We start from the raw sequence: 23,051 nt of genomic DNA on the forward strand, positions 1-23,051 counted from the left end.
TCAGATGACGTTGAACGTGACGGCAACGGGGCAGTGATCGCTTGCCTTGGGGCGGTCCCAGCCGATCCTGGGAAACAGCTCGACCTTCTGGTCCGGCGGGAAAATCGTGCGATATGGCTGGCCGCGCCGGATGATGTCGGGCACAACCTTGCTGTTGGTTCTGGCCAATGCGGGCGACGCGAGGATGTAGTCAAGCTGGCACAGGTGGCGCTCCTCCGGGCCACGCGTGTGGTACAGCGTCCATCGATCCATCACCGGACGGCGTTCCACCAGATTTTCACAGAACCCGCCGTCCAGCAGCACGTCGACGCTGCTCGTCGCCTCGCGCACCGGCTCAAACGTGTATCCGGCCAGCGAATCGCCGCCAATGACGATGCGTTCGCGATAATCGTTGAAATCGCCGCAGATCACCCAATGCTTGCTGGCCGAACCGCCGCTATCGGCAAACCGGTCCTCGATGATCCGCCGCACCGCCTTGGCTTCGGCCACGCGCACCGGCATGGAGGCCGTGCGCCCGTCCAGCCCGTTGCGCGGCGGCCCCATGGATTTGAAATGGCTGACAAACAGCGTCAGCGGCCGCCCGCCGATACGCACGTCGATCTCCAGGCAGTCGCGCTTGAAAATGCGCTCATGCGGCTCAAGCCCGAGCGCCGCAATCTCGGCGTTGTACAGACCGAAGTCATTGTAGGTGACGTGGGCATGGCTGGTCATTTCGATGAATTCAATCGGCTCGCCGTGCCGGGTCTGGTCGCGCATCAGCACCGCCACGTCGATGCCCCGGCTGTCATTGCCTTCCAGCATGTATTTGTGCCGGTAGCCCTCGCCGACCATCTTGAAGAGATAGCCGAACTCGAAGGCATTCAGCGCACCGATATTGTCGACTTCCTGCAGGCAGAGAATATCCGCATGGGTTTCGGCAATGGCAAGCGCTGTCAGCTGGCGGGTGTCGTCCGCATGGGCGATGGCCCGTGCCTGTTCCAGCTGCCGGTACTGTTCCTCGTCATTGATCTGGAACAGCTGCAGCGTCCGGTCCTTGTTCAGATTGTTCTTGAAGCCGGAGAAATCGAACCTGTTCATCAGATTTTCGACGTTGAACGTGGCGATGCGTACAGACATTCACAGACCCTGAATTATGAAACCGACAGTCGAAGCAGGACGTTGGTGCGAGCCTAACCTGATTGCCGCACGACAACCAGTGCCGAAACCGTTACCGCGGGGATTTCCGCTTGACGGTGGCGGCGGGGTGCGCAAAGGCCTATATTAGGGAAAACAGCATGGACACGACGATGATGAAGACCCTGATCACAGCCCTCGCCGCCTTTGGCCTTGCCCTGACCCTCGGTCTTGGCGCCGCGTCTGCACAGGTCCAGCCCTATCGTCCGGCCCCGCGCGGCAATGATCCGGTGCCACTGCAGCCGCTGATTCTCGGCACCGACAGCCCGGCCAACCTTGCCGGGCCCAATTGCACGGGCTCGGCGCGGTGCAACGATTTCCGCACCCGCCGGCCCATCATCTCGCCGACGACCCGTACCCAGGCGCAGATCTGCCAGGACCGCTATCAATCCTACCGTGCCTTCGACAACACCTACCAGCCCCTGAGCGGGCCGCGCCGCACCTGCACGCTGCAATGAAAAAAGGCCGATAGATCGCTCTATCGGCCTGATTCCTGGAAAGGTCGGAGACCTTAGTTCTTGGCCTTGTCGACCAGCTTGTTGCTGCCGATCCATGGCATCATGCCGCGCAGCTTTTCACCGACTTCTTCGATCTGGTGCTTGTCGTTGTTGCGGCGGATAGCCTTGAAGCGCGATGCGCCGGCCTTGTATTCCTGCATCCAGTCGGAGGTGAACTTGCCGGTCTGGATGTCGGTCAGGACGCGCTTCATCTCGGCCTTTGTTTCGGCAGTGATGATGCGCGGACCGGAGACATATTCGCCCCACTCGGCCGTGTTGGAGATCGAGTAGTTCATGTTGGCGATGCCGCCTTCATAGATCAGGTCGACGATCAGCTTCACTTCGTGCAGGCATTCGAAATAGGCCATTTCAGGCGCATAGCCGCCTTCAACCAGCGTTTCGAAACCGGCGCGGATCAGTTCAACGAGGCCGCCGCACAGAACAACCTGCTCACCGAACAGATCGGTTTCGCACTCTTCGCGGAAATTGGTTTCGATGACGCCCGAACGGCCGCCGCCGACGCCGCAGGCATAGGACAGCGCGAGGTCATGCGCATTGCCCGAGGCATCCTGATGGATGGCGATGAGGCAGGGAACGCCGCCGCCCTTCTGGTATTCGCCGCGAACCGTGTGGCCCGGGCCCTTCGGCGCGATCATGACAACGTCAACGGTCTTCTTCGGCTCGATGAGGCCGAAATGCACGTTGAGGCCGTGGGCAAAAGCGATGGCAGCGCCGTCGCGGATGTTGTCGGCGATGTGATCCCTGTAGATGTCGGCCTGCAGTTCGTCCGGCGTCGCCATCATCATCAGGTCGGCCCATTTTGCCGCTTCGGCAACGCTGACGACCTGGAAGCCGTCGGCTTCGGCCTTCTTGGCGGTGGCAGAGCCCGGACGCAGGGCAATGCGCACGTCCTTGGCACCGGAGTCCTTCAGGTTCAGCGCATGGGCGCGGCCCTGCGAACCGTATCCGATAATGGCAACCTTCTTCGACTTGATCAGGTTGATGTCTGCATCGCGGTCATAATATACGCGCATTGATTTCTTCCCTTCAGCGTTGCGTACAGCGGCCTTAAGCGGCCCCGTTGGTATGAGCTCCGTACAGAGCGAAAAACTGCTGTGTCGCGCGCCGGGCCTCGCCGTCGATTGCCACATCAGTCAACTCGAACCGGTCGCCAAGCAGCAACCGGATTTGCACATCCCGGACGACCAGTCCGAAAAAGGTGCGAAATGCTTCTTCCGTATCGTCGAATGCCAGCAGTCCGGCTTCACGCCCGACCTCGAGCAGCGGCATCAGGCGGCGCGCCATGGCAAACGGCCCGTTCTCCAGGACGATGGCGCCGAGATCGCGTTTGTCGCTGCCCGCATGGCTGACGGCCACGCGGTTGAGCGCCACGGAAATCTTGCCGGAGAGAACGCGCAGCCAGTCCGAGGCAAAGCGTTCCAGCCCGCTTGTCAGCGACGACAGATCAAGTCCGTCGCGCCTGACCGTGACGCCGCGCACCTTCGACGCCTGCCACTGGACCGTCGCGGTCAGGAGCCCGTCCCGGTCGCCGAACCATTTGTAGAGGGTTTCCTTGGAACAGCTGGCGCGGCGCGCCACGCTGGTCATCGTCAGCGCGTCCCCCGCTTCCACCAGCAGGCCAAGCGCCGCATCGAGAACGTCGCGCTGACGCTCTGTCAATGGGCTGTCACTGGCTTCCGCAGCAGATTGCACGAGGCTTCTTCCATTCGCTTTCACGGCTTCATATGCCGTACCGTACGTTACGGTTCGGTTCTAGAGCCATGAAAATCGTTTGGCAAGTGGGGATGAAAAAGATTTCTAGAACCAGGCTTTTTCCCGCAAACCGATTGGCCGGAACGGGCCGATCAAGGTACCCGATACCATCGATGCCAGAAGCTGCGGCGCGGGCGGAATACGCGCCACGGTTGGTACCACCCAATCGCGTGCAAAGGGCAGCAGGGTCGAATCCGACTGGTAGAACGGGGTGAATGCCCGCGACAGGGCCTGGAAGCCGCGCACATGCGTCCGGCGGGAGGCGGCATAGGCGGACAGCGCCGCATCGAGCTCCGCGGAGGTGGCAAGGGCATGGGCAAGCGCCCGCGCATCCAGCAGCGCCATGTTGGCGCCCTGCCCCAGCTGCGGGCTGGTGGAATGGGCCGCATCGCCGATGACGGCAAGGTGACGCCCGGCGGGCATGGCCAGCGTATGGTGGCCATAACGCGCCAGCGTCATATCGTCGAAACCGCCGATCTGATCGGTATAGGCCGAGCATTCCGGCCAGAGCGACAGCACCCGGTCCTTCCAGCGTTCGATCCCCGCAGCGCGCAGGGCCTCCGCTTCATCCGGCTTTGTGCTCCAGAAGAATGCCGCCATGTCATCGCCGCCCGCATCGGTCCTGCCAATCGGCAGAACGCCGATCATCACGCCGGCCTTGCGGTAGCGCTGCAGCAGCGCGCGCGTGTCAAACCCCTCCCCGCGCCATTTCAGCGAGGTCCAGAAGGCGCCGTACGTCAGGGGCTCCGGTTCGCAGGGATGGATGGCAAACTGCTTGAGCCGCGAACGCGAGCCGCTGGCATCGACGACCAGATCGAAGGTGCCGATGCTGCGGCCGGTACTGGTCATCAGCCATGCCCGGCCGTTGCCCGTGTCCAGCGTGACGACGTCGACATTGGTCTTGATATCGATACGCGCCTGCAGCACCGCCTGGTACAGCACATCGAACAGGGCGGCGCGATGCACGGCAATGCCGTAGCGTCCGCTTTTCAGTGCCGCATACCGGACATCCAGCACCGCCCGCCCGGACAGGGCATCGGCGCCGTAGAGCCGGTCGATGCGGTTGCCGAGCCCGGAAATGCTGTCGAACAGCCCGAGATCGCTGAGCACCGTCAGGCCGGTGGGTTGCAGGATGAGGCCGGAGCCGAGAGGCGAAGGGGCGGCAAACCGTTCGAGCAGTTTGACATCATGCCCGGCGCGATGAAGATAGAGCGCGGCGGCAAGGCCCGCCGGGCCCGCACCCACAATGGCAATCCGCTGTTTTTTCAATCTGACCCTGCCCGTTTGCTGCTACGGGCATACAGACGCGATGCGGGTCTTTCAACCCGATATCGCGTCTCGCCGGTTCAGATATTCACCTGGGTGCCGATTTCGACGACGCGGCCGGTCGGAATCTGGAAATATTCCGTGGCATCGCTGGCGGTGCGCGCCAGCGCGATGAACAGGCGGTCCTGCCAATGCGGCATTTCCGAACGGGCCGATGCTTTCAGCGAGCGGCGCGACAGGAAGAAGGACGTGGTCATGATGTCGAACTTCCAGCCCTGCTTGCGGCAGATCGCCAATGTGCGCGGAATATTCGGGCGCTCCATATAGCCGAAGGTCAGCGTGACGCGCATGAACAGGTCGTTGATCGGCTCGATCTTGACCCGCTCGCTCTTCTTGACCAGCGGCGACGGCGCGGTGATGACCGTCAGGATCACATTGTTCTGGTGCAGCACCTTGTAATGTTTCAGGCTGTGCATCAGGGCTGTCGGGGTGCTCTTGGGATCGCCCGTCAGGAACACGGCGGTTCCCGGCACCAGCGGTGGCGGGTTCTGCGCCATCTTCTTCGAGATCAGATCGAGCGGCACCTCGCCCTTGCGGGTCTTTTCGAACAGCTGACGGCTGCCGCGAACCCAGGTGAACATCACCAGGATGATGAGGAATGCCACCACGAGGGAAGCCCAGCCGCCATCGACAACCTTGATCAGGTTGGCGCTGACGAATGTCAGGTCAACGATGATGAAGCCGAGGGTCAGGCTGACGGCCACCCAGAGGCGCCACTTCCAGATGCGGCTCATGACGATGAACAGCAGGATCGTCGTCACCAGCATGTTGCCGGTCACGGCAATGCCGTAGGCCGAGGCCAGGTTGGTCGAGCGCTCGAAGCCAAGAACGAGCAGGACAACCATGAGGCCGAGCAGCATGTTGACCCGCGGCAGGTAAACCTGGCCGGACTGCTTCTCGGAGGTGTGTTCGATGTTGAGGCGCGGCAGAAGATTGAGCTGCACCGCCTGGCGCGACAGCGAATAGGCGCCCGAGATAACCGCCTGACTGGCGATGACGGTGGCCGCCGTGGCCAGAAGCACCATTGGCAGCAATGCCCAATGCGGGAACATTTCGAAGAACGGGTTTTTGGCCGACTCGCCATGGGCCAGAATGAAGGCGCCCTGACCGAAATAGTTCAGGAGCAGACAGGGGAAGACGACCCAGACCCAGGCCGTGGCAATCGGCTTGCGGCCGAAATGGCCGAGATCCGCATAGAGCGCTTCCGCACCGGTTACCGCCAGGAACACCGTGCCGATGGTCGGGAACGCCGTTGCCGGGTTCTCGAGGATGTAATCCACCGCGTAATACGGGTTGGCGGCGGCAAAAATGCTGATGTCGTCGAACAGGTGCCATGCGCCGAAAAAGCCGATGGCCAGAAACCACAACAGGGTGATCGGACCGAAAATCGTGGCAACGCGCGCCGTCCCGAAACGCTGGACGGAAAACAGCGTCAGCAGGATGACCAGCGTGATGGGCACCACGAAGGGTTCCAGCGACGGAGTGACGATCTCCAGACCTTCGACCGCCGACAGCACCGAAATGGCCGGGGTGATCACCGCATCGCCGTAAAACAGCGACGCACCGACAATGCCGAGACCGAGAATGAGCTGTGGCCGGGATTTGAAACTCGACCGCGCCAGCGCCATCAGCGACAGGATACCGCCCTCGCCGTCATTGTCGGCGCGCAGCACGAAAAAAACATATTTGATGGTGACGATCAGGGTCAGCGCCCAGAAGATCATGGAGACAACACCGAGAATATCGGTCCGGCTGAGGACTCCATCGAGCGATGCAGCGTGAAGCGCTTCGCGGAAGGCGTAGATCGGGCTTGTCCCGATGTCGCCATAGACAACGCCGAGGGCGCCTAGCACAAGAACCGGAAATGCTTCTTTGTGATGCGGTTCCGGTTCATAGGCGGCGGTACCGTTTAAACAGTTCTCGTCGCCAACTTGCTGGTCACTCATACAGGTTTTCCCTCGCTCCGACAGCGTGGGCGGACGAGTTAGTCGTGTTGCACCGCAATATCAATCGCCATTTTAACATAGCTGTCATCCCACGTTATGCAAAAACGCATGGCAACGCAAATCCTGTACGCGAATCAAGGCGCTACGCCTGCAGCGCATTCATGAATCTTTCCACAGCCCGCGACATACCGTGCGTCAAAGCATCGGCTGTCAGCCCGTGACCAATGGAAACCTCCACCAGATTTGGCACTCTTTTGACCAGAGCAGGCAGATTGGCGACCGTCAGATCATGCCCGGCATTGACGGCAACACCCGCCTTCGACGCCGCTTCCGCGGTCTTCGCCAGCCGGTCCAGCTCCAGCGCCTCGCGGCGCGGATCGTCATGCGCGCCGCCATAGGGGCCGGTATAGAGTTCGACACGATCCGCCCCGAGCGCCTTGGCGAGCGCCGGTGCAGCCGGGTCGGCATCGATGAACAGGGATACCCGCGCCGACTGGTGTTTCAACTGCCGGATGATCGGCGCCAGGAAATCGCCGTCCTTCGTCAGATCCCAGCCATGATCGGAGGTGGCCTGCGCCGGATCGTCCGGCACCAGCGTGACCTGCTCGGGCTCGTTCTTGGCGACGAGATCGAGAAACTGCGCCGTCGGATACCCTTCGATGTTGAATTCGGCCTGCGGAAACTCGTCATCGATCAGGGCACGGATCTCCGGCAGGTCGGAGAAGCGGATATGCCGCTCGTCCGGACGCGGATGCACGGTCAGGCCCGCAGCACCGCCGGCCAAGGCCACGCGGCCAAGCCCGATCACACTGGGCCAGGGCAGGTCGCGGCGATTGCGCAACATGGCGATTGCATTGAGGTTCACGGAAAGGGAAGCTGTCATGCTGAAGTCCAATGTTTTTTCTTGTCCTGATCTTTACAGCAGAAAACGAACATTAAACATTGGAATCTGGTCCGCCCCGAAAGATGTTCGCAGGCAGGCCCCTCGCCTCGCAAGTTCTTGCCCGCAAAGAGTACGGTTTCATGAGCCCATCCGATTTTTCCTCGCCGGTTTTTGCCCAATGGCGCGCGCATGCCGCATCCGACTGGTCCGCCTATGTCGACCACGCCTTTGTGCGCGGCCTCGGCGACGGCTCCCTGCCCGAAACAGCTTTTCTGCACTATCTCGTCCAGGATTACATCTTTCTGTTCCACTTCTCGCGGGCCTGGGGCATGGCTGTCCTGAAGGCGGAAAGCCATGAGGAACTGGAACTGGCATCGGCAACGGTCCATGCACTGGTCAACCATGAAATGCCGCTGCATATCGAGATATGCGCGAAGGCCGGGATTCCGCGCGAGACGCTGCTGCAGACCGACGAGGAACCGGAGAACCTCTCCTATACCCGCTACGTCATCGATGCCGGGTTGTCGGGTGACTTCCTTGATCTCATTGCGGCTCTTGCACCCTGCGTCATGGGTTATGGCGAAATCGGCGCGCGCCTTGCAGCCACCGCATCGGCAGGCAATCCCTATCAACCGTGGATCGATGCCTATGCGGGCCAGGACTATCAGGAGGCCTGCCATGCGGTCGGACGGCTCATCGAAAGCAGTGTCCATGCCCGGCTCGGCCCGTCACCGCAAACGTCCGGGCGCTGGAAGACGCTCAACCGCCGTTTCCGTGTGGCGACACGGCTGGAAGCCGGGTTCTGGTCGATGGGGCTGCACGGCGCGGGCTGAATAGACCGGATCCGTTCAGTTCAGAGTTTTTAACGCACCACCGTCAGCCGTTCGGCCGCGCGGGTGATGGCCGTGTAGAGCCAGCGGTCGCGCGTATCGCGGAAAGCAAAGCTCTCATCGAACAGCACGACTTCGTTCCACTGCGAGCCCTGCGCCTTGTGGGTCGTCAGCGCGTAGCCATAGTCGAAATCGTCGTAGCGCTTCTTGGTCTGCCACGGTATTTCCGTATCGGGATCCTCGAACTGCGCCTTGAGCAGCTTGATCTTGGCCACGCCCCTGCCCGGCTCTTCATCCTCCGGCGCCACCAGCAGGTTGATGCCGGGTTTGACCGTCTCCCGCGACGAGGTCATGACCTTCCACAGCGAGCCGTTGAGAAGCCCCTTGGCCGGATCGTTGCGCAGGCACACCAGCTTGTCGCCCGCCTGCGGAAAGGAAGCGGAAAAACCTTTGAGCTCGCGCAGGCGCTGATTGTAGCGGCGGCGGGTGCGGTTCGTACCCACCAGCACCTGATCGGCGCCGAGCACCAGATCCTGCGTCACCTCGTTCTTGGAGATGACCTTGGCCGCACCGAAATCGCCATAGCCGAATTCACGTCCCTCGCGCACGTCGAGCGCCAGGCGCAGGATCGGGTTGTCGCGCGCCTGCCGGTGGATTTCGCTGAGCAGGAAATCCGGCTCGTGTTCGGTGAAGAAGCCGCCGCCGGATATGGGCGGCAGCTGGCCGGGGTCGCCCAGCACCAGAATGGGCGTGCCGAAGCTCATGAGATCGCGGCCGAGCTGTTCGTCCACCATCGAGCACTCGTCGACGACGATCAGCTTGGCCTTGGCAACCGGGCTTTGCCGGTTGAGTGAAAATGTCGGAGCGATGCTGGTCTTGCCGGTGGTTTCATCCTCGACCGCCTCTTCGCCGCGCGGGCGATAGATCAGCGAATGCAGCGTCCGCGCATTGGCAGCGCCCTTCGAGCGCAGGACCTGCGCGGCCTTGCCGGTGAAAGCGGCGAACTGCACGTCCCCGTCAATATGCTCGGCGAAATAGCGGGCCAGCGTCGTCTTGCCGGTACCGGCATAGCCGAAAAGCCGAAAAAGCGGGCTGCGCCCGTCTTTTAGCCATTTGGAAACGGCGCTGAGCGCCTCATCCTGTTGTGGTGATAATTGCATGGCCCTGACTGACAGGATTCGCCCGCAAAGGGCAAGGAAAATGGGTGAATGCCGTCTTATACTATAGATTATCCGGGTTTCCCGGCCGGATTTTACCCGCGCCGGAATAGCCGGTTTCCGTGTCGGTCATGCGGAATTCGTCGCCCTTCACCTGCAGACGCCAGCAGACCTTCTGCTCCTCGCCCTCGTAGAGCAGGCAGAGCGTGTCGTTCTCCAGCGTCCACTCGCCCGCATAGGCCATGCCGTTGGTCAGCACCTTGTCCGGCTTGCAGCATTCGATCAGCTTGCCGCGCGATTTGCCGTCCGTACCCAGAAACTCGGTGAAGTTGAACGGCGGCTGCGCCTTGACTTCGCCGGTGATGGTCGCGCCGGTCAGCAGCTTGCGCAGGTCCTGTTCGGTGGTTGCGGGCCAGGGCGCGTCCTGCGCCCGGACAGGCGCGGAAAAACTGGCCGCTGCCACAAGCATCCATGCAATCGCTGCGCGGCGGACCGTCAAAGCTCCATGCATTTCAAGACCTTTCCGGATCATTTTCCAGCCTGATCGGCTGACCGTGCGGGGTTGCGTGGGCCGCACGTTGCCATGAAGCGGCGAGATCATCAACATCCGTCGACTTTGCCACGTTCTTGGCCGCAACGAGGGATTCCAGTGCCGCGACCCAGCGATGGTAGTAATCACTGCCATCCTCCAGCGCACCGGGCCGTTTCAGTTCGGTGGAGAGCGCCTGTGCCCACTCATCCCAGCCGAACAGGCCCCGGCTGTGCAGGGCCAGCACCATGGCGAAGGCTTCCGCCTGCCACGGCTCGGCAAAAACCGGCGCATCGATCCCATCGCCCAGCCCTTGCGAATGCGCGATCAGCTCACGCAAGCTCAAGATAGCTCTCCCAGGCATCGATGCTGACAGTCAGGGTCGGATCCGCGCCCTCGCCCCAGATCTCCGCCGCCGTGAACACGACGGTGTAGACATATTGCGGGTTCTCGCCTTGCCCATGCGCATTGGTGTCCGGGAAGACGAAGCCCTCGCGCACGGCTTCCACCATGCCGGTTTTCCCGCGGGCGTAGCGTGGCAGCCGCGTGTGCGTCTGCGGGTTGAAATTGCGGGTTCTGACGCGGTTCCCCGCCTGGAAACGCGGCGCCTGTCCGACCGGACGGTCGCAGGGACCGCCCTTCGCCAGAACGGCGGCAACGTTCTCCGCTTGCAGGACGCGCTTGGGCTCAGCTCCCCTGCCAAGGGAGTGCCCCTTTGCCAATTCCGCATCGGTGACGAATCCATGGCGCTTCAGCAGCACTTCCAGCGCCTTGGTCCAGATTTCGTAATAGCTGGAGGAATAGTAGTCGGCGGGATGCAGGCTTTCGCGCGCATGGCGGCTTTCGTCGATGTTCCAGTGCCCCATGGCTCCGGCGGCCAAGGTCAGACCCAGCGCCCGCTTTTCCCACGCCGCATGGAAATAGGGCTCGTCCTTCTCCGGATTGACAGGGCCGAAGCCCATCTGCCCGCCAAGATCCTGCGGCCCGTTCATGCCACCTCCGGCACACGGGCGAGCCCCGTGCCGATCATCGAATCGCGCGTCACCAGCGCGGCAAGCTGTTCCTCGCTCCAGCCATCGGTGCCTTCCGGGCGCAGCGGGATGATGAGGTAGCGCAACTCGGCGGTCGAATCCCACACGCGGATCTGCGTGGTATCGGGCAGAACCAGATCAAACTCCGCCAGCACACCGCGCGGATCGATGACGGCACGCGAGCGGTAAGGCGGCGACTTGTACCAGACGGGCGGCAAGCCGAGCACCGACCATGGGTAGCAGGAACACAGTGTGCACACGACGAGATTGTGGGTTTCCGGCGTATTGAACACCGCCTGCATATGCTCGCCCTGCCGGCCGGTATAGCTCAGCGACGCGATGGCTGCGGTCGCATCGCGTCTCAACCAGGCATTGAATTCCGGATCGACCCACGCCTTGGCCACAACCTTCGCACCGTTGCGGGGGCCGATTTTGGTCTCATAGGTCTCGACAATGGCATGGATCGCCTCGGGATCGACAAGACCTTTTTCAGTCAGGATCGTTTCGAGTGCCCGCACCCGTGCGGCCATGGGATCGAGTTCATTGTCGTGGTGGTGATCGTGATCATGGGACATGGTGGAAACTTATGCGCCTCCCGCATTTCGTGCAAGATCAGCGCAGCATCGGCCAGAGACTGGCGACAAGCAAGGCCGCCATGCTGATATTGAACCATTTCAGCCGCGCCGGGTCCGACAGCCAGCCGCGCATGAACTGGCCGAAGGCCGCCCAGCTTGACACCGAGGGCACGTTGACCAGGGCGAAGGCGATGCCGACAATCAGCACCGTGACGAGATATGCCTGCGGCGCGGTATAGGTCGCCATCGCCGTCACCGCCATCACCCAGGCCTTGGGGTTGACCCACTGGAAGGCGGCAGCCTCAAGGAACGTCATGGGACGGGCATTGCCATCGACAGTTCCGAGCGAGCGCGACGTCGCGATCTTGTAGGCGAGATAGACCAGATAGGCGCCGCCGGCGAATTTGAGGATCGTGTAGACCAGCGGAATGGTCTGGATCAGGGCGCCCAGGCCAAGACCGACGCCGATCAGCAGCGAAAAGAAGCCGCTGCCGATGCCCAGCATATGCGGAATGGTGCGCCGGAAGCCGAAATTCACCCCGGACGCGAGCAGCATCAGATTGTTGGGTCCCGGCGTGATCGACGTGACGAAGGCAAAAACGAGGAGCGTGAAAAAGATTTCGAGCGACATGACAAACCGGATCTGATGCGTGGGGAAGATTTAAGCTTCGGGTTCATGCCGCTCAATCGCAATCTTGTCAGGGATACAATTGCGTATCCCTGAGTCCGATTGCCGCTGAAGCCTACATGCCCTGCGGGCCGCGGTTCATGGCGGCGACACCGGTCCGGCAGATCTCGACGAGGCCGAGCGGCTTCATGATGGCGATGAACTGGTCGAGCTTCGACCCCTTGCCGGTGATTTCGAAGATGAAATGTTCCGTCGTGGCATCCGCCACCTTGGCGTGGAACGCATCGGCAAGACGCAGCGCCTCGTTGCGGTTCTCGCCGAGCCCTGCCACCTTGACCAGCGCCAGCTCGCGCTGGATCGGCTTTTCATTGCCGAGTTCGTCGGCGCGCACCGACAGATCGACCACGCGGTGCACCGGCACGATGCGTTCGAGCTGGTGGCGGATCTGGTCGAGCACATGCGGGGTGCCGCGCGTCACGATGGTGATGCGCGACAGGTGCTGCTCGTGCTCGGTTTCCGAGACGGTCAGGCTTTCAATGTTGTAGCCGCGGCCGGAAAACAGGCCGATCACCCGGGCAAGGACGCCGGGTTCGTTGTCAACGAGAACCGATAGCACCGTGGTGATCGGTAGCTCCGTCTCCTTGGCAATGAAATATGCCGAGCCGGAGGCTAGATTTTGAGCGTTCATTACAGTGTTTCCTCTCCGGTTTCTTAAACGAGCTGCCGACCCTTGGCATCGATGGCATTGGCAACGGCTTCATCCGTCGCTTCGTCAGGCAGGAGCATTTCATTATGCGCCTTCCCCGACGGAATCATCGGGAAGCAGTTTGCCAGATTGGCCACGCGGCAATCGAACAGAACCGGTTTCTTCACGTCGATCATTTCCTGAATGGCATCGTCGAGATCGCCCGGCTTTTCACAGCGGATGCCGTGGCCGCCATAGGCTTCCGCCAGCTTGACGAAATCCGGCAAGGCTTCCGTATAGGAGTGCGACAGGCGGTTGCCATGCAGCAATTGCTGCCACTGGCGCACCATGCCCATATACTGGTTGTTCAGGATGAAGATCTTGATCGGCGCTTCGTACTGCACCGCCGCGCTCATTTCCTGCATGGTCATCTGCACCGAGGCATCGCCGGCAATGTCGATGACCAGCGAATTGGGATGGGCAATCTGCACGCCCAATGCCGCCGGCAGGCCATAACCCATGGTGCCGAGGCCGCCGGAGGTCATCCACCGGTTGGGCTTTTCAAAACCATAGAACTGTGCCGCCCACATCTGGTGCTGGCCGACTTCCGTCGTGATGAAGGTGTCGCGATCCTTGGTCAGCGCATAGAGCCGCTCCAAGGCATATTGCGGCATGATCACGTCCTTGTTGCGTGTATAGGACAGGGACTTGCGCGACCGCCATTTGTCGATCTGCGCCCACCATTCGCCGATCGCCTTCTTTTCAGGCTTTTCGGACGAGGCGCGCCACAGCCGGACCATGTCTTCCAGAACCCGGCCGACGTCGCCAACCACGGGAATGTCGACGCGAACCGCCTTGTTGATCGAGGACGGGTCGATATCGATGTGGATTTTCTTCGAGTTGGGCGAGAAGCCATTGAGGCGCCCGGTGATGCGGTCGTCGAAGCGCGCACCGATGCAGACCATGACGTCGCAATCATGCATCGTCATGTTGGCCTCGTAGGTGCCGTGCATGCCCAGCATGCCCAGCCAGTTCTTGCCCGATGCCGGATAGGCGCCGAGGCCCATCAGGGTCGAGGTGATCGGGAAATTGGTCAGCTCCACCAGTTCGCGCAGCAGATGGCTGGCCTGCGGGCCGGAATTGATGACACCGCCGCCGGAATAGATGACCGGACGCTTGGCCGTCGCCATCAGGGCAACAGCCTGCTTGATCGCCTCGATATCGCCCTCGACCTTCGGCCGGTAGCTGGTGCGCGGCGCGGTTTCCGGCGGCGTATAGAAGCCGGTGGCGAACTGCACGTCCTTCGGCACGTCGACGAGAACCGGGCCCGGACGGCCGGTACGCGCCACGTGGAAGGCTTCGTGCAGGATGCGCGCGAGATCGTTGACGTCCTTCACCAGCCAGTTGTGCTTGGTGCAGGGACGCGTGATACCGATCGTATCGCATTCCTGAAACGCATCCGAGCCGATGAGCGTGGTCGGAACCTGGCCGCTGATGCAGACCAGCGGGATGGAGTCCATCAAGGCATCCTGCAGCGGCGTCACCGCATTGGTCGCACCGGGGCCCGATGTGACCAGCATCACGCCGACCTTGCCGGTGGAACGGGCATAGCCCTCCGCCGCGTGACCGGCGCCCTGCTCATGGCGAACCAGCACGTGATTGATCTTGTCCTGCTGATGCAGCTCGTCATAAATGGGAAGGACCGCACCACCCGGATATCCGAAAATGTCCGTCACGCCCTGATCGATGAGTGCCTGAATGACCATTTCGGCACCGGTCATCTCCCGTCGTTGCGATGTGTGGTTGTCACTATCCTGCTTGTCTGCGGTCATCGATCTCTTCCCGTGTATTCTGCGGCTCTCGGCCTTCCAGAAGGTGTTTTCGTTTAGCGTAAGGTTTGGAAATAAAAAAGGCCCCCGAAGGAGCCTGTGTTTCGCGCATGGGAGCTTCCGCCGGGTGCTTACAACACCCTGCCCATGCGCGGTCCCACGACGATAAGAACTGTTTTCATGGTCGCGGACGATAATTAAGCAAATTCTATCCGTCAACGGCAAAATTCAGGAAATTGAAATGTTCGCAAACAAAGCAATGCTTTGGCGCAACATCCTTCAAATGTGAAATGCATCGCTAAGATATTCTCAATGCCTTGCGCTTAAGGTTCAATCCCGTTGCCAAGTCCCAGGATTGACCACGACCTATGAGCGCCGAAGCCCTGCCCTCTGCACAACAAAGACCGATGGTCCGCAACCGGACCGATGGGCACGTCATCGAATGCAACGGCGACAAGGCCATTATCCACGCCAAGACCGGCCCGTCGATCACGGCATCGGACGATTACTGGTCTGTCGGCCAGCTTATCTCCATTCAGGTTGCCGACAGCCGCGTGGTCGGTCTTGTCTACAAGGTTGAGCTACCCAATGCCGAATGGCAGCAGGATGTCGATCAAAGCATCCATATCCATGTGGAACTCGTCGGCCAGGTCGATGCGCATATCGACGGAAAATTGCGCTTCTCCTCGGGCATCACCACCTATCCGCATATGGGCGCCATCGCCCATCGCATCCGCGCCGCCGATCTGGCCACCATCTACACCACGTCGCTGAAGAACACGGTGTCCATAGGCCACCTCTCGCAGAATGCCGATATTCCGGCGCTGATCTCGGTCGACAGCCTGATCTCCCGCCATTTCGCCGTGCTGGGCAGCACGGGCGTCGGCAAATCCAGCGCCGTGACCCTGCTTTTGCGCAAAATCATTTTGCAGCGCCCCGATCTGCGCATCCTCATTCTTGATCCGCACAACGAATTTGCCAGCGCGTTTCCCGATCTCGCCATCTCCATCGACTACAGCACCTTCGATTTGCCGTACTGGATGTTCAAGCTGGAGGAATTCGGCGAAGCCGTGTTCCGCGGACGCCCGCAAATCGCGGCTGAAATCGATATTCTGCGCGATCTCATTCCGCTCGCCAAAGAACGTTTTGCCAATGTTGAAGCCGCCGCCACGTCGTCGCTCCTCAGGAAAGAACGTGACTTTGCCTCGATGACCGCCGATACACCGACGCCCTACCGGATGGCGGATCTGATCAAGCTGCTGGAAGAGCGCATCGGCCAGCTCGACGGCAAGACAGACCGGCCGACCATGAAGGCGCTGCGCTACCGCCTGCAGGCACTGGTGGCCGATCCGCGCTACCGCTTCATGTTCTCGGCCCCGGCAACGCTCGATACGATGCGCCAGACCGTCGGCCACATTTTCCGTGTACCGAAAAACGACCGGCCCATCTGCGTGTTCCAGCTGGCGGGTTTGCCGTCGGAAGTGGTGAACTCCGTCGCCTCGGTTCTCTGCCGCATGGCCTTTGACCTCGCCGTTTCCAGCGATGGCAACGTGCAGACGCTCGTCGTGTGCGAGGAAGCACACCGTTATATCCCCGCCGATACCAACGCCGGGTTCTGGCCGACGCGCCAGGCCATTGCACGCATCGCCAAGGAAGGCCGCAAATACGGCGTCTATCTCTCCGTCATCACCCAGCGTCCGGGCGAGCTGGACCCGACGATCCTCTCCCAGTGCAGCACGGTTTTCGCCATGCGGCTCGGCAATGAGCGCGACCAGGAAATCGTCCGCGGCGCCATCAGCGGCGCGTCGCAAAGCGCCGTCGGCTTCCTGTCGTCGATCGCCAACCGCGAGGCGATCGCCTTCGGCGAGGCCGTGCCGACGCCGATGCGCATGATGTTCGAAACCATTGCGCCGGAACATCTGCCCGCCGCGCATATGACGCAGCAGCAGGAAGCCGTGCGCAGCGGTGACAGCCACGTTTCGCTCGACATGATCCTCAACCGGATGCGCCAGCTCAATGCTGCCGACAGCACCACGACGGAAAATGCATCGGCCGGTTTTCAGGCCCCGGAAAAACCGGCGATGGTCCAGCGCCCCGCGGTACCCATCCCGCCGGAACCGATCCGGAGCCAGTGGCGCGCGGCCGAATCCGCCCCGATCATCGAAGAGCCGCGCAAACCGGCGCGATCGGAGACAGACGGTTTCCGCGCCAGCGATCTCATCCGCAGCTTCCGCACCGACAAGACTTAAGGGCCGGGATAGGCGATCCGCTCCCAGTCGTCGCCGAGCTGGTTGCGGAACCAGGTCATTTGCCGCTTGGCATATTGCCGCGTCGCAATGGTCGACAGCTCGGCTGCCTGTGCAGGCGTGATCGTGCCTGCCAGCATCCTGGCGATTTCACCGACCCCGATGGCTCGCATGGCGGGCAGATCGGATGACAGTCCGAGCGCCAGCAGGGCTTTGACCTCCTCGACCGCTCCCTTTTCCAGCATGGTTGCAAACCGCAGCGCGATCCGTTCGCCAAGCCAGGCCCGGTCCGGGTCGATGACGATCTTGCGGGCCGAGGCCGCATCGATCAAAGGCGTGCCGGTTTTCTTCTGCCAATCGATGATCGACCGTCCCGATGCATCGATCACTTCCAGCGCCCGCACGACGCGCTGGCTGTCGGTCGGGCGCAGCACCGCCGCGGCCTGCGGGTCTTTTTCGCTCAAAATGGCGTGCAGCTGCTGCGTTCCGACCTGCGCGTCCTGCGCGCGCCAATAGGCCCGCACGTCATCGGGTATGTCCGGCATGGCCGAGAGGCCGCCAAGCAGCGCCCGGAAATAAAGCCCGGTGCCGCCGACAAAGATCAGCGGGCGGTCACCCGCAGCTTCGGTTTTCAGCAAATGTTCGACATCGGCGAACCAGCGGCCGGTCGAATAGGCCTCGGACGGCGGGACATGGCCATAGAGGCAATGCGGAGCTTGCAGAAGATCATCCGGCCCCGGCCGTGCGGTGAGCACATCGAGCACGCCGTAGACCTGCATGGAATCGGTATTGACGATCCAGCCGCCGGTCTTCTTGGCATAGCGCAGCGCCAATGCCGACTTGCCGCTTGCCGTCGGTCCGGCTATCAGGATTGTCTGTCTTCTTGTCACACCAATCGTCCAATCGGGAAATGCTCATGCCCTTGATGGCCACGCTTATCGCCAATCCGGCTTCACCCCGTCTCAGCGCATCGCTCGGGATTAAAGCCTCAGCGGCACTCAATGCAACAGGACTTTACTGGCTGGCCGACGGAATTGCCTGCGATCTCGCCCTGCGCACAGGCTCGGACCCGGTGGAGGCCCATGCGGAGCTGGCGCGGATCGTCGATGGCGAGCCCATCGATATCGTCGTGCAGGAACAGGATACGCGGCGCAAGAAAATCCTGATCGCCGACATGGATTCGACCATGATCCAGCAGGAATGCATCGACGAACTGGCCGAAGAGGCAGGCCTGCGCGACAAGGTGGCGGCCATCACCGCCCGCGCCATGAACGGCGAGATCGCCTTCGAGCCCGCCCTGCGCGAACGGGTGGCACTGCTCAAGGGCCTGCCCTATTCCGTCATCGACAAGGTCATCGCCAGCCGCATCACCCTCATGCCCGGCGGACCGGAACTTGTCCGCACCATGAAGAAGCACGGGGCCTATACGGCGCTGGTTTCGGGCGGCTTTACCGTCTTCACCCAGCGCATCGCCGCCATGATCGGCTTTCACGAGAACAGCGCCAATACGCTCATCGACAATGGTGAGACGCTCACCGGCGAAGTCACCGAACCCATCCTCGGTCGCGAAGCCAAGGTCGCTGCGCTCCTGTCCATCTGCGAACGCTTCAATCTTGCGCCGGACGAGGCCCTTGCCGTCGGCGACGGCGCCAATGATCTCGGCATGCTGCAGCTTGCCGGCACAGGTGTCGCATTGCACGCCAAGCCGTCGGTCGCGGCACAGGCAAAGGTCCGGGTGGATCATGGCGATCTCACCGCGCTGCTCTACATCCAGGGCTATCGCAAGACCGACTTTGTCATCTGACAGCGCCGGAAACAGAAAAGGCGGCCATTGGCCGCCTTTTTGCTGAGGTCGTCGAGACGTCAGTTCATCTGCAAAGTCACGAAGCGCAATTCGCCCGTCTTGGATGCCAGCATCAAAAGGGCATTCTTGCGGCCTTCATCGCGCAGCTTCTCGATGCGGGCAGCCACGTCTTCCGGCGTCTTGACGGCTTCCTGGGCAATATCGACGATCACGTCGCCCGCTTCGATCCGCTTGTTCGCGGCAATCGATTGGGCCTGCACTTCGGTGATCAGAACGCCCTCGACCTCCTTGGCAATGCCGAATGTCTTTCTGCTGTCATCGTCGAGCACGCCGAGCGTCATGCCGAGGACATCCACATCCTGCGCGGCGTCTTCATCCTGATCGGTCTGCGACTGGGATTTCTCCTTGGTCTTGGCGTCGGTCGTATCTTCCAGCCGGCCGAGCGTGACCTTGACCGTCTGTTCCTTGCCCTTGCGCACCACGACGACATCGACTTCCTTGCCGACAGGGCTTTCCGCCACGGCGCGCGGCAGATCCTTTACATTGTTCACCGGCTTGCCGTCGAACTTGGTGATGACGTCACCCGGCAGGATGGAACCGTTGGCCACGGGACCGCCGTCAATGATACCGGCAACCAGCGCACCCTTGCTCGAGGTCATCCCCAGGCTTTCGGCGATATCGTCGGTGACCGGCTGGATGCGCACGCCAAGCCAGCCGCGCTGCACTTCGCCATGGTCGCGCAATTGCTGGATCACACCGGCGGCGAGGTCCGCCGGAATGGCAAAGCCGATGCCGATCGATCCGCCGGTCGGCGAAATGATCGCCGTGTTGATGCCGATCACCTGCCCGTACATGTCGAACAGCGGGCCGCCGGAATTGCCCCGGTTGATCGCCGCATCCGTCTGGATGAAATTGTCATAGGGGCCGGAATTGATGTCGCGGTTGCGGGCGGAAACGATACCCACCGTCACGGTGCCGCCAAGACCGAAGGGGTTGCCGATGGCCATGACCCAATCGCCGATACGAGCCTTTGAGGAATCGCCGAACTTGACCGCGACCAGCTTGTGCTTTTTCGGGTCGACCTTGAGCACCGCCAGATCGGTCTTGGTGTCCTTGCCGACCAGTTCCGCCTTCAGCTTCGACCCATCGGTGAAATTCACCTCGATATCGTCCGCATCGGCGATCACATGATTGTTGGTCACGACGATGCCCTGTTCCGCATCGATGACAAAGCCGGAGCCCAATGACTGAACCTTGCGGGACGGATTGTTCTCACCCGGCTTCTGCTTGCCGAAATACTCGTCGAAGAACTCCTGGAACGGCGATCCCTCCGGGACTTTCGGCATGGGAACCGGTCCGGAATCGCCATCCTGCCCCTTGACGGTCTGCGATGTCGAAATATTGACCACCGCATCAAGCAGACCCTCGGCGAGATCGGCGACGGATGCCGGGCCCTGGGCTTTCGGCTGCGCCGATTGTGCTGCCGCGATGGTCACAAAGGCGGGCGTCACGCTCGTGGCGGACAGGGCAATCAGCGCGATTGCCGCGGTGGCAGAACGGAAAATCGGGCGACCAGGAGTGAAAACCATGCGTTCGGGCCTTTGTCAGTGTACTCGGATTAAAAAATAAATAGCGATGAATTACAACAGAGCCGCGAGAGTAGACGAAAATATGGCCGTCAGACTGCAAGTCTGATCAAGTTTGGTAATGGCGCAAACCGCCATTACCCCCGTGCGAGCCAGACGATACCCACGCCGATGGCAACCGACGCGACACCGGCCATGCGCAGAAAGCCATCCGGCTGTCCGCTGACATCCCGCGCGACGCGCTTTGCGATCAGCGGGAAACAGCCGTAGAGCAGCCCCTCGAAGACGAGGAACAGCCCTACGGCATCCAGAAAGTCGATCATGACTGGCCTGCCCCTATTGCGGGGCAGGTTTTGCAGCGGCCGGCGCTGGCGGAACAGCGCCACCATTGGCATCCTGGAAATACCGGAAGAACTCGGAATTGGGCGAAAGCACCATCGTTGTTCCGGCATTGTCGAGGGCTGTGCCATAGGCAGCCATGGACCGGTAGAACGCGAAGAAATCCGGATCCTTGGAGAAGGCATCGGCAAAGATCCGGCTACGCTCGCCTTCACCCTCACCGCGGGCGATTTCCGATTCCTTGCGGGCTTCCGCAATGATCTCGACCACCTGGCGATCGGCAATCGCCTTGATGCGTTGGGCAGCTTCACGGCCGCGGGCGCGCAGGAATTCAGCCTGGGCAAGACGCTCGGCCTTCATGCGCTCGAACGTCTGCTGCGACACTTCCTGGGTCAGGTCGGTCCGGCGAACGCGCACGTCCGCAATCTCGAGACCCAGCGATTCCGCATCCGGACGCAGCTGTTCGCGCACTTCACGCATCATGCCCGCACGCTCGTCGGAAAGTGCGGCTTCAAATCCACGCAGACCGTAAACGCTGCGCAAGGATGCATCGAGACGCGTGCGCAAACGGGCCTGTGCGAATTCCACATCGCCCGACACCGTCTGGCGGAACTTGCGCGGATCGGTGATCCGGTAGACCAGGAAGGCATCGACTTCGTAGAACTTGCCGCCCGAAACCTGAACACGGATATTGTCCAGTTCAAAGCTCAGCAGACGATCTTCGATCATCTGGACATTGTCGGCTTCAAGAAAGCCGAACGGCAGCTTGAAATAGATACCGGGCTGGGTCTTCACATCGACGATCTGGCCGAAGCGCAGAACAATGGCCTGCTGACGTTCATTGACGACGAAAACCGAGGAATAAACCAAAAGGGCGAGGAATGCGATGAGACCCGCGATAAGAGGAAGACGGTTCTGGCTCATTACTTTGTCCCCTCAGTCGGGCGCTGCTGCTTTGTGATCTCCGACAAGGGCAGATAGGGCACGACCCCCTGACCGTTCTTCTGGTCGACAATCACCTTGTTCGAGTCCTTCAGCACACGTTCCATCGTTTCGAGGAAAAGACGCTTGCGGGTCACTTCCGGCGCCTTCACATACTGGTCATAGACCGATGTGAAGCGCTGGGCCTCACCCTGAGCTTCCTGCACGATACGGTTCTTGTAGGCGGCCGCATCTTCGCGGATCTGCGCGCCTTCACCGCGGGCCTGACCGAGTTTCTGGTTGGAATACTGGTTCGACTCCTCGACGAAGCGGTCTTCGTCCTGTTCGGCACGCTGCACTTCATCGAAGGCATCGGCCACTTCACGCGGCGGCGACGCATCCTCGATGGAGACGGCATTGACCTGAACACCGGCGCCGTAATCATCCAGTGTCTTCTGGATGATGCCGCGCACGTCATTGGCGATACCCGCGCGATTGTCGCGGAAAATGTCCTGTGCGGGGCTGCGGCCAACGATTTCACGCATGGCGCTCTCGGAGACCTGCTGGACCATGTTTTCCGGACTCTGCACATGGAAGAGGTAAGCAACCGGGTCGGAAACGCGGTAAAGAATGGAGAACTGAACATTCACGATGTTCTGGTCGCCGGTCAGCATCAGGCCTTCCTTGGCGCCCGATACACCCTGCCCGCCGATGTTCTTCTGCTTCTCGACGATCTGGACCTTTTCATAGGTCTCGATGGGCCAGAGATGGAAGTGCAGGCCGGGCTCGGAAATATCCGCCTTCGGCTTGCCGAAGCGCAGTTCGACAGCGCGTTCATCCGGCTGGACCGTGTAGATCGACTGGAAAAGCCAGAAGGCAACCAGGGCAAGCGCCGCCAATCCGAAGATCGTCGAGCTGCTGCCGGTGCCGCCGGGAAGTGCCTGGCGCAGACGGTCCTGGCCACGGCGGATAATATCTTCAAGGTCGGGCGGATTGCCTCCGGGACCTCCGCCTTGCGGCTTCTGGCCCCATGGACCACCGCCGCCGCCATTGTTGTTACCGCCGCCACCCCAAGGGCCGCCGCCACCGTTCTGATTACTCCAGGGCATTCCTACCTCATGTTTTGGAACGAGATTCGCCACCCCATGGCAACGTCCCGCTAACCCGATATCCCGTTTATAGGGATCGCAAGGCGCGCTTTCAACGCGCAGCGCGGTTTTTCATGCTAATTTGGTAAAAAGTCGAACGATTATGACCGCTTATCACGAAATTTTCATATTGATTGCCCGATAA

General features: G+C 61.3%; 23 protein-coding genes. 4 read left to right on the forward strand and 19 right to left on the reverse strand.

What is annotated here, in order from left to right; genetic code table 11:
* Positions 1-1,116 carry an endonuclease/exonuclease/phosphatase family protein gene (locus AC1Q5O_RS09180; protein ID WP_346306239.1) on the reverse strand — a complete coding sequence of 372 codons (1,116 nt, stop codon included), beginning with the start codon at positions 1,114-1,116 and terminating at the stop codon, positions 1-3.
* Between the two features lie 158 nt (positions 1,117-1,274).
* Here AC1Q5O_RS09180 and AC1Q5O_RS09185 point away from each other — a divergent pair, with 158 nt between their 5' ends.
* Positions 1,275-1,631: a BA14K family protein gene (locus AC1Q5O_RS09185; protein WP_472460781.1), complete on the forward strand. Its 357-nt coding sequence runs from the start codon at positions 1,275-1,277 to the stop codon at positions 1,629-1,631.
* Positions 1,632-1,684: 53 nt separating this feature from the next.
* Here AC1Q5O_RS09185 and ilvC read toward each other — a convergent pair whose 3' ends face one another.
* The 5 genes from ilvC to AC1Q5O_RS09210 all read right to left on the reverse strand — a co-directional run bounded on the left by ilvC (position 1,685) and on the right by AC1Q5O_RS09210 (position 7,598).
* Positions 1,685-2,704, reverse strand: coding sequence for a ketol-acid reductoisomerase (ilvC, locus tag AC1Q5O_RS09190; protein WP_188343638.1), 1,020 nt, complete (start codon positions 2,702-2,704; stop codon positions 1,685-1,687).
* A 34-nt stretch (positions 2,705-2,738) separates the two neighbouring features.
* Positions 2,739-3,383 (reverse strand): TetR/AcrR family transcriptional regulator, encoded by a 645-nt coding sequence (locus tag AC1Q5O_RS09195; protein WP_346306242.1) that lies wholly within the window; start codon positions 3,381-3,383, stop codon positions 2,739-2,741.
* Between the two features lie 105 nt (positions 3,384-3,488).
* Positions 3,489-4,712 carry an FAD-dependent oxidoreductase gene (locus AC1Q5O_RS09200; protein ID WP_492562515.1) on the reverse strand — a complete coding sequence of 408 codons (1,224 nt, stop codon included), beginning with the start codon at positions 4,710-4,712 and terminating at the stop codon, positions 3,489-3,491.
* A 77-nt stretch (positions 4,713-4,789) separates the two neighbouring features.
* The gene (locus tag AC1Q5O_RS09205) at positions 4,790-6,715 is read right to left on the reverse strand and encodes a potassium transporter Kup (protein WP_492562517.1); all 1,926 of its coding nucleotides are present in this window, start codon (positions 6,713-6,715) and stop codon (positions 4,790-4,792) included.
* Between the two features lie 142 nt (positions 6,716-6,857).
* On the reverse strand, positions 6,858-7,598 hold the full coding sequence (locus AC1Q5O_RS09210; protein ID WP_492562519.1) for a pyridoxine 5'-phosphate synthase: 741 nt from the start codon (positions 7,596-7,598) through the stop codon (positions 6,858-6,860).
* Between the two features lie 140 nt (positions 7,599-7,738).
* On the opposite strand from AC1Q5O_RS09210, the gene AC1Q5O_RS09215 reads away from it, so the two are divergent.
* On the forward strand, positions 7,739-8,431 hold the full coding sequence (locus tag AC1Q5O_RS09215) for a TenA family protein (RefSeq protein ID WP_492562521.1): 693 nt from the start codon (positions 7,739-7,741) through the stop codon (positions 8,429-8,431).
* A 29-nt stretch (positions 8,432-8,460) separates the two neighbouring features.
* Here AC1Q5O_RS09215 and AC1Q5O_RS09220 read toward each other — a convergent pair whose 3' ends face one another.
* The 8 genes from AC1Q5O_RS09220 to AC1Q5O_RS09255 form a co-directional block, all read right to left on the reverse strand.
* Positions 8,461-9,588: an ATP-dependent DNA helicase gene (locus AC1Q5O_RS09220; protein WP_403176746.1), complete on the reverse strand. Its 1,128-nt coding sequence runs from the start codon at positions 9,586-9,588 to the stop codon at positions 8,461-8,463.
* Positions 9,589-9,649: 61 nt separating this feature from the next.
* Positions 9,650-10,117 (reverse strand): hypothetical protein, encoded by a 468-nt coding sequence (locus AC1Q5O_RS09225; RefSeq protein WP_472460775.1) that lies wholly within the window; start codon positions 10,115-10,117, stop codon positions 9,650-9,652.
* Entirely contained in the window at positions 10,098-10,478 is a 381-nt protein-coding gene (locus tag AC1Q5O_RS09230; protein WP_492562524.1) for a nitrile hydratase accessory protein, read from the reverse strand. The genes AC1Q5O_RS09225 and AC1Q5O_RS09230 overlap by 20 nt, the downstream gene beginning before the upstream one ends.
* Positions 10,447-11,106, reverse strand: a complete 660-nt coding sequence (gene nthB / locus AC1Q5O_RS09235; RefSeq protein ID WP_492562526.1) for a nitrile hydratase subunit beta — start codon at positions 11,104-11,106, stop codon at positions 10,447-10,449. Before nthB ends, AC1Q5O_RS09230 begins: the two co-directional genes overlap by 32 nt.
* The gene (gene nthA / locus AC1Q5O_RS09240) at positions 11,103-11,720 is read right to left on the reverse strand and encodes a nitrile hydratase subunit alpha (protein ID WP_492562528.1); all 618 of its coding nucleotides are present in this window, start codon (positions 11,718-11,720) and stop codon (positions 11,103-11,105) included. The genes nthB and nthA overlap by 4 nt, the downstream gene beginning before the upstream one ends.
* Positions 11,721-11,757: 37 nt before the next feature.
* Positions 11,758-12,351, reverse strand: a complete 594-nt coding sequence (locus tag AC1Q5O_RS09245; RefSeq protein WP_346306955.1) for a LysE family translocator — start codon at positions 12,349-12,351, stop codon at positions 11,758-11,760.
* A gap of 112 nt (positions 12,352-12,463) precedes the next feature.
* Positions 12,464-13,036 (reverse strand): acetolactate synthase small subunit, encoded by a 573-nt coding sequence (gene ilvN, locus AC1Q5O_RS09250; RefSeq protein WP_346306954.1) that lies wholly within the window; start codon positions 13,034-13,036, stop codon positions 12,464-12,466.
* A gap of 23 nt (positions 13,037-13,059) precedes the next feature.
* Positions 13,060-14,865, reverse strand: coding sequence for an acetolactate synthase 3 large subunit (locus AC1Q5O_RS09255; protein ID WP_463012125.1), 1,806 nt, complete (start codon positions 14,863-14,865; stop codon positions 13,060-13,062).
* 365 nt (positions 14,866-15,230) lie between these two features.
* Between AC1Q5O_RS09255 and AC1Q5O_RS09260 the strand changes: the two genes are divergently transcribed.
* Positions 15,231-17,111 carry an ATP-binding protein gene (locus AC1Q5O_RS09260; RefSeq protein ID WP_492562531.1) on the forward strand — a complete coding sequence of 627 codons (1,881 nt, stop codon included), beginning with the start codon at positions 15,231-15,233 and terminating at the stop codon, positions 17,109-17,111.
* On the opposite strand, the gene miaA is transcribed toward AC1Q5O_RS09260, so the two are convergent.
* The gene (gene miaA, locus AC1Q5O_RS09265; protein ID WP_492563136.1) at positions 17,108-18,004 is read right to left on the reverse strand and encodes a tRNA (adenosine(37)-N6)-dimethylallyltransferase MiaA; all 897 of its coding nucleotides are present in this window, start codon (positions 18,002-18,004) and stop codon (positions 17,108-17,110) included. The two genes, AC1Q5O_RS09260 and miaA, sit on opposite strands and share 4 nt — an antisense overlap.
* Positions 18,005-18,024: 20 nt before the next feature.
* Here miaA and serB point away from each other — a divergent pair, with 20 nt between their 5' ends.
* Entirely contained in the window at positions 18,025-18,912 is an 888-nt protein-coding gene (gene serB / locus AC1Q5O_RS09270) for a phosphoserine phosphatase SerB (protein WP_346306950.1), read from the forward strand.
* Positions 18,913-18,971: 59 nt separating this feature from the next.
* Here the strand turns inward: serB and AC1Q5O_RS09275 are convergent, their stop codons facing one another.
* From AC1Q5O_RS09275 to hflK, 4 genes are all read right to left on the reverse strand, one after another.
* Positions 18,972-20,501: a DegQ family serine endoprotease gene (locus AC1Q5O_RS09275; protein WP_464661206.1), complete on the reverse strand. Its 1,530-nt coding sequence runs from the start codon at positions 20,499-20,501 to the stop codon at positions 18,972-18,974.
* A gap of 134 nt (positions 20,502-20,635) precedes the next feature.
* The gene (locus AC1Q5O_RS09280) at positions 20,636-20,821 is read right to left on the reverse strand and encodes a DUF2065 domain-containing protein (RefSeq protein WP_223612770.1); all 186 of its coding nucleotides are present in this window, start codon (positions 20,819-20,821) and stop codon (positions 20,636-20,638) included.
* 13 nt (positions 20,822-20,834) lie between these two features.
* Positions 20,835-21,761: a protease modulator HflC gene (gene hflC / locus AC1Q5O_RS09285; protein WP_492562535.1), complete on the reverse strand. Its 927-nt coding sequence runs from the start codon at positions 21,759-21,761 to the stop codon at positions 20,835-20,837.
* Positions 21,761-22,867 (reverse strand): FtsH protease activity modulator HflK, encoded by a 1,107-nt coding sequence (gene hflK, locus AC1Q5O_RS09290; protein ID WP_105732232.1) that lies wholly within the window; start codon positions 22,865-22,867, stop codon positions 21,761-21,763. Before hflK ends, hflC begins: the two co-directional genes overlap by 1 nt.
* Between the last annotated feature and the right edge of the window lie 184 nt (positions 22,868-23,051).

This window comes from Phyllobacterium sp. MT110, from assembly GCF_058792715.1.

Coding starts and splice junctions, on each gene's coding strand:
- AC1Q5O_RS09180 (WP_346306239.1), bottom strand. CDS start 1,116: ATGTCTGTACGCATCGCCACGTTCAACGTCGAAAATCTGATGAACAGG.
- AC1Q5O_RS09185 (WP_472460781.1), top strand. CDS start 1,275: ATGGACACGACGATGATGAAGACCCTGATCACAGCCCTCGCCGCCTTT.
- ilvC (WP_188343638.1), bottom strand. CDS start 2,704: ATGCGCGTATATTATGACCGCGATGCAGACATCAACCTGATCAAGTCG.
- AC1Q5O_RS09205 (WP_492562517.1), bottom strand. CDS start 6,715: ATGAGTGACCAGCAAGTTGGCGACGAGAACTGTTTAAACGGTACCGCC.
- AC1Q5O_RS09210 (WP_492562519.1), bottom strand. CDS start 7,598: ATGACAGCTTCCCTTTCCGTGAACCTCAATGCAATCGCCATGTTGCGC.
- AC1Q5O_RS09215 (WP_492562521.1), top strand. CDS start 7,739: ATGAGCCCATCCGATTTTTCCTCGCCGGTTTTTGCCCAATGGCGCGCG.
- AC1Q5O_RS09220 (WP_403176746.1), bottom strand. CDS start 9,588: ATGCAATTATCACCACAACAGGATGAGGCGCTCAGCGCCGTTTCCAAA.
- AC1Q5O_RS09225 (WP_472460775.1), bottom strand. CDS start 10,117: ATGATCCGGAAAGGTCTTGAAATGCATGGAGCTTTGACGGTCCGCCGC.
- AC1Q5O_RS09230 (WP_492562524.1), bottom strand. CDS start 10,478: ATGCCTGGGAGAGCTATCTTGAGCTTGCGTGAGCTGATCGCGCATTCG.
- nthB (WP_492562526.1), bottom strand. CDS start 11,106: ATGAACGGGCCGCAGGATCTTGGCGGGCAGATGGGCTTCGGCCCTGTC.
- nthA (WP_492562528.1), bottom strand. CDS start 11,720: ATGTCCCATGATCACGATCACCACCACGACAATGAACTCGATCCCATG.
- AC1Q5O_RS09245 (WP_346306955.1), bottom strand. CDS start 12,351: ATGTCGCTCGAAATCTTTTTCACGCTCCTCGTTTTTGCCTTCGTCACG.
- ilvN (WP_346306954.1), bottom strand. CDS start 13,036: ATGAACGCTCAAAATCTAGCCTCCGGCTCGGCATATTTCATTGCCAAG.
- AC1Q5O_RS09255 (WP_463012125.1), bottom strand. CDS start 14,865: ATGACCGCAGACAAGCAGGATAGTGACAACCACACATCGCAACGACGG.
- AC1Q5O_RS09260 (WP_492562531.1), top strand. CDS start 15,231: ATGAGCGCCGAAGCCCTGCCCTCTGCACAACAAAGACCGATGGTCCGC.
- serB (WP_346306950.1), top strand. CDS start 18,025: ATGCCCTTGATGGCCACGCTTATCGCCAATCCGGCTTCACCCCGTCTC.
- AC1Q5O_RS09275 (WP_464661206.1), bottom strand. CDS start 20,501: ATGGTTTTCACTCCTGGTCGCCCGATTTTCCGTTCTGCCACCGCGGCA.
- AC1Q5O_RS09280 (WP_223612770.1), bottom strand. CDS start 20,821: ATGATCGACTTTCTGGATGCCGTAGGGCTGTTCCTCGTCTTCGAGGGG.
- hflC (WP_492562535.1), bottom strand. CDS start 21,761: ATGAGCCAGAACCGTCTTCCTCTTATCGCGGGTCTCATCGCATTCCTC.
- hflK (WP_105732232.1), bottom strand. CDS start 22,867: ATGCCCTGGAGTAATCAGAACGGTGGCGGCGGCCCTTGGGGTGGCGGC.